Consider the following 4,308-nt stretch of genomic DNA (forward strand, 5'->3'; position numbering starts at 1 on the left):
GCCACATCACCCGAAAAATTATAGTGTCGGGGAAGGGAACGGGCAGTGCCCCTTTTGACGGCATCCTGCAGCATCATGGTGATCTGTTCGGCAATCTTTTCATCCAGCACCTGCCGGGGATTATTCCTTGAGTTGAAGGTTTCCAGAACTTTACCCTCCGAGTTCTCTATTCTCAACAGCACTTTACCTTTCAAAGGGTTTCCGTCATTGGCAAAACCGGTGTAAGCCTCCGCCAGTTCCCTTACCGATGCATTCACGGTACCAAGGGCCAGTGAAGGCCCTTCAGGAAAAGCAGAGTTTATGCCCATATTTTTGGCAAGCCGGATGGTTGAATCTATGCCTGCTTTCATCAGTAGCTGTACCGAAATGGTATTGACAGAATTCACCAGTGCATCCCGGAGCGAATAGACTCCTCCATATTTCCGGTTTGCATTGTTGGGCGTCCAGTGGTCATAATCTTCGTAAACAATGCTGTCATTGGGATAGTAATGGCATGGTTCTGCGCCATTTTGAAGGGCATTGGCATACACAAAAGGTTTGAAGGTAGATCCGACCTGTCGCTTTGAAGTGACATGGTCGTATTTAAAAAAACGATGGTCAATGCCCCCGAGCCAGGCCAAAATATGGCCGTTATGGGGATCCATGGCCATAAAGCCTGCATTAAGCATGGAAAGATAATGCTTTACCGAATCAATGGGTGACATTTTAACCCTTTTCAGTCCGTCCCAGGTGAATATCTCCATTGATTTTTCCTCGTAAAGAGAAGATTCCCTGTTCCATATCGATTCATCCTTATAGGCAGGGATACCGGCGAGTATCTCTCTGACCAGGGATTGATGCCTTTGGTTATTGGCGATACTGAGCTGACGGTCGAACATCTTCTGAAGTCCGGGCATGTGTTTGCTTACTGCTTCTTCTGCATATTCCTGCAAGTTGCCGTCTATGGTGGTATATACTTTAAGTCCGTCGGTGTAGAGATTATAGGGTTCTCCGTTGGGTTTGGTATGGTTCTTACACCATTCTTTGAGCTTTGGGCGCAGGTATTCCCGCAGGTAAGGCGCCAATCCATGGTTATGGCCGACGGGAGTATAGTTCACTCTTAGCGGTTTATCCATCAACTTTTGGGCTGTATCCTGGCTGAGATAATTGTATTTTGCCATCTGGGAAAGCACTACATTCCTTCGTTCCCTTGACCTTTCGGGATTTTTACGGGGATTATAGTAGCTGGTGCCCTTGAGCATACCGATTAACATGCAGGCCTGCTCCAGGCTCAAATCTGAAGGAAGCTTGTTGAAATAGAGCTGGGAGGCATTTTTTATCCCAAAAGTATATTCCCCGAAGGGCACGGTATTCAGATACATCTGGAGAAGCCGTTCTTTGGAGTACAGATTTTCCAGCCTCCATGCAATGATCATTTCACGTATTTTGCTTCCTATAAGCGCTATGTGGCTGTCACCCCTTCTGGGATACAGGTTTTTTGCCAGTTGCTGGGTAAGGGTACTGCCTCCTCCCGAACTTTCATCACCCAATAGAATGGTGCGAAACATTACACGGAAGATGCTCCTGGTATCGATTCCATGATGCTCAAAATAACGGGCGTCTTCGGTGGCAAGAAGGGAATGGATGATTTCGGCAGGGATGTGTTCGAAGTGAATGCTGTTCCTGTTTTCGAAATAGTACCGCCCCATCAACTGGCCATCACTGGTATATATTTCAGTGGCAAGCGCCTGCTTGATATTTTTCAGTGTTTGTGTATCGGGAATGTCACCATATTTGCCGTGATAGGTATTGTACCCGGTATAGGCAACCAATCCTGAAAAAAGCATCATGACAATGAGCCACACCCTGGCGGAGGAGAGGTAGGTTTTGAGTTGTTTCTTTAATTGATGGGATTTGGGAATAGCGGGAATTTTGATTTTTCCTGCAGGTTGGACCTCATCCCTTATTCTGATTTCCTTTTTATCTTCGAGGGGTTTTACGGTTCTCTTTTTTTGTTGATCCCGGCCTTTCCGTTGCTCTAAATCTGCTGTTTCCTTTTTACCTGTTTCCTGATGCTGAAAAGGAATTTTTTTGTCAGGGTATGATTTTCTATAGGGGTAATTGCGCCGGATACGCTTTAGCTCGCCATACAGATCACGGACCCTTTTCTTCAGGTTTTCCATTTCCTCTTTTGAAATGGACCCTGTATTCCTGAAATCAAGGATATACTGCTCTATTTCCCGAATCTCATGTAATATTTTGTCTATTTTGTGGTTGAGATCCATGATTTAAGGCTTCGCAAGTGTTTTGATCAAATTCTAAATCAGTAAACTAAATGATTTTTTTTATTTTCAGGGTAGTATTGTTTAGCATGTAAGTCTCTGAACAAAAGTAAGGAATATTCTGGAAAAATGAAAAATTGTCTAATTGGCTAATCCACGTAATCTTTTAATACCTCTTTTAGTCCACCTAGCCTGTTTTGAATAATTTGCCAAACTTCCTCGGCATCAATGCCAAAATAATTATGAGCAATAATGTTTCTAAATCCTACTACCCTTTGCCAGTCAACTTTACCGCTAGTTTGAGCCTTTATTTCCCAGGATAACTTGTCAGCCATCTCTCCAATTACAACAAAATTCATCATGGTTGCATCAAACGATTTTGTATCCTCAAAGAATTCATCGGCATTTTTGAATCCGGCAGTGTAATCCAGTATTTTTTCAATCGAGTCAAGGATTGAAACGATACATGCAAAGTCTTTATGTGATGTTTTAGACATATCGGGCTTGCGAAAGAATATGTTTTTTAATTATCGGTTTAATATATTTTTCCCGGCATATATCAACAGGTCGATTAAATTGTTTTTTAATTTCATCTCCTAACTGTTTCTTTACCATATATAAATCTTTAACCTGGTCGTCGAATTCTACAATTATATCTATATCACTCTGTTCTGATTGATCTCCACTGGCAACTGATCCAAATACTCCAATTTTGGTGAGATGATATTCTCTCATTAATCGATCTTTGTTGCTTGATAAATAGTTTAATATTTGGTAAGTGTCGTTCATATTCAATTTATTTTACACAAAAATACAATTATTTTGGAGTTTTATTACGGACTCATTTTGCTATAATCTGCAATTTTTGCATAAAGTGAATATCTATTTTCTTTCTCTATTATTCATTTACTTTAGTTTATAAGAATCGGAATGAATAGATGAATTGATTACCCGGGAATCATCTTCTTTAGTTCTTCCCAGGAGTAAGTATTGATCACATCTTTGGGTCCCAGCCAGGCTCTCCTGGCCTGGTTGACACCGAAACGCATGTAGCCCAGGTTATCCAGGTTGTGGGCATCTGTGGATAGGGCCATTTTAACGCCTTTATCTTTGGCCATCCTTGCATAGATGTCGGACAGGTCCAGCCGGTCGGGGGCAGCGTTGATCTCCATGAAGCAGCCTTTTTCAGCAGCCGCATCGAGGATCTTTTCCATATCCAGCTCATATCCTTCGCGCTTGCCGATCATCCTGCCGGTGGGGTGGGCCATGATATGGAAATAGGGACTTTCCATGGCCTTCAATACACGATTGGTCTGTTTCTCCCGGCTCAGGTTCATGTTGTAGTGGATGGCCACCACCACAATATCCAGCTTTTTGAGTATGTCATCCGAAAGATCTAGTGTTCCGTCTTCCAGGATGTCCACTTCTATGGACTTGAGGATTTTTAGGTTCTGGATTTTTTCATTGAGTTGGTCCACCGCTTCTATATGCTGAGCCAGCCTTTTTTCATCCAGCCCGTGGGCCATGGTCACCCGTTTGGAATGATCGGTGATGGAAAAATATTCGTACCCCTTTTTACGTGCCCCCTCTGCCATCTCTTCCAGTGTGAACTTGCCGTCGGAGGCTTTGGTGTGTGACTGAAAATCGCCTTTGATGTCCTCCATGGTGACCAGGTTGGGCAGTGTATTGTTTTGTGCGGCTTCCACCTCGCCCCTGTTTTCCCGCAGCTCGGGTTCGATATAGGACAGGCCGATCTGGTTGTACATCTCTTCTTCCGTTTGGCCGGCCTTCCAGGTTTCTCCGCGATAGATGCCGTATTCATTGATTTTGTATTCCTGTTCCTGGGCAATGCGGCGGATGGCCACGTTATGGGCTTTGGAGCCTGTGAAATATAACATGGCAGCACCATAACTTTTTCCGGGGATGACCCGGAGGTCGACCTGCAGGCCAGTACGGAGTATCACCGATGATTTGGTTTCGCCGTGGGCAATGACTTCCTTCACCTCCTCATAGCTTACAAAGCGGTTCATAACCTCCGTTGGATTGT

Annotated in this window: 4 protein-coding genes; all 4 read right to left on the reverse strand. The window is 43.9% G+C overall.

Annotated features, from left to right (window positions below):
* Window positions 1-2,264, reverse strand: a 2,264-nt coding sequence (locus KGY70_17785) for a transglycosylase domain-containing protein (protein MBS3777053.1), incomplete at its 3' end; no start/stop codon positions are given.
* 146 nt (window positions 2,265-2,410) lie between these two features.
* On the reverse strand, window positions 2,411-2,758 hold the full coding sequence (locus KGY70_17790) for a DUF86 domain-containing protein (protein MBS3777054.1): 348 nt from the start codon (window positions 2,756-2,758) through the stop codon (window positions 2,411-2,413).
* The gene (locus tag KGY70_17795) at window positions 2,751-3,050 is read right to left on the reverse strand and encodes a nucleotidyltransferase domain-containing protein (GenBank protein ID MBS3777055.1); all 300 of its coding nucleotides are present in this window, start codon (window positions 3,048-3,050) and stop codon (window positions 2,751-2,753) included. Before KGY70_17795 ends, KGY70_17790 begins: the two co-directional genes overlap by 8 nt.
* A 158-nt stretch (window positions 3,051-3,208) precedes the next feature.
* A partial coding sequence (locus KGY70_17800) for a DNA polymerase/3'-5' exonuclease PolX (GenBank protein MBS3777056.1) occupies window positions 3,209-4,308 on the reverse strand: 1,100 nt, incomplete at its 5' end.

This window comes from Bacteroidales bacterium (assembly GCA_018334875.1).
Classification (GTDB): Bacteria; Bacteroidota; Bacteroidia; order Bacteroidales; family UBA12077; genus JAGXLC01.

Coding starts and splice junctions, on each gene's coding strand:
- KGY70_17790 (MBS3777054.1), bottom strand. CDS start 2,758: ATGTCTAAAACATCACATAAAGACTTTGCATGTATCGTTTCAATCCTT.
- KGY70_17795 (MBS3777055.1), bottom strand. CDS start 3,050: ATGAACGACACTTACCAAATATTAAACTATTTATCAAGCAACAAAGAT.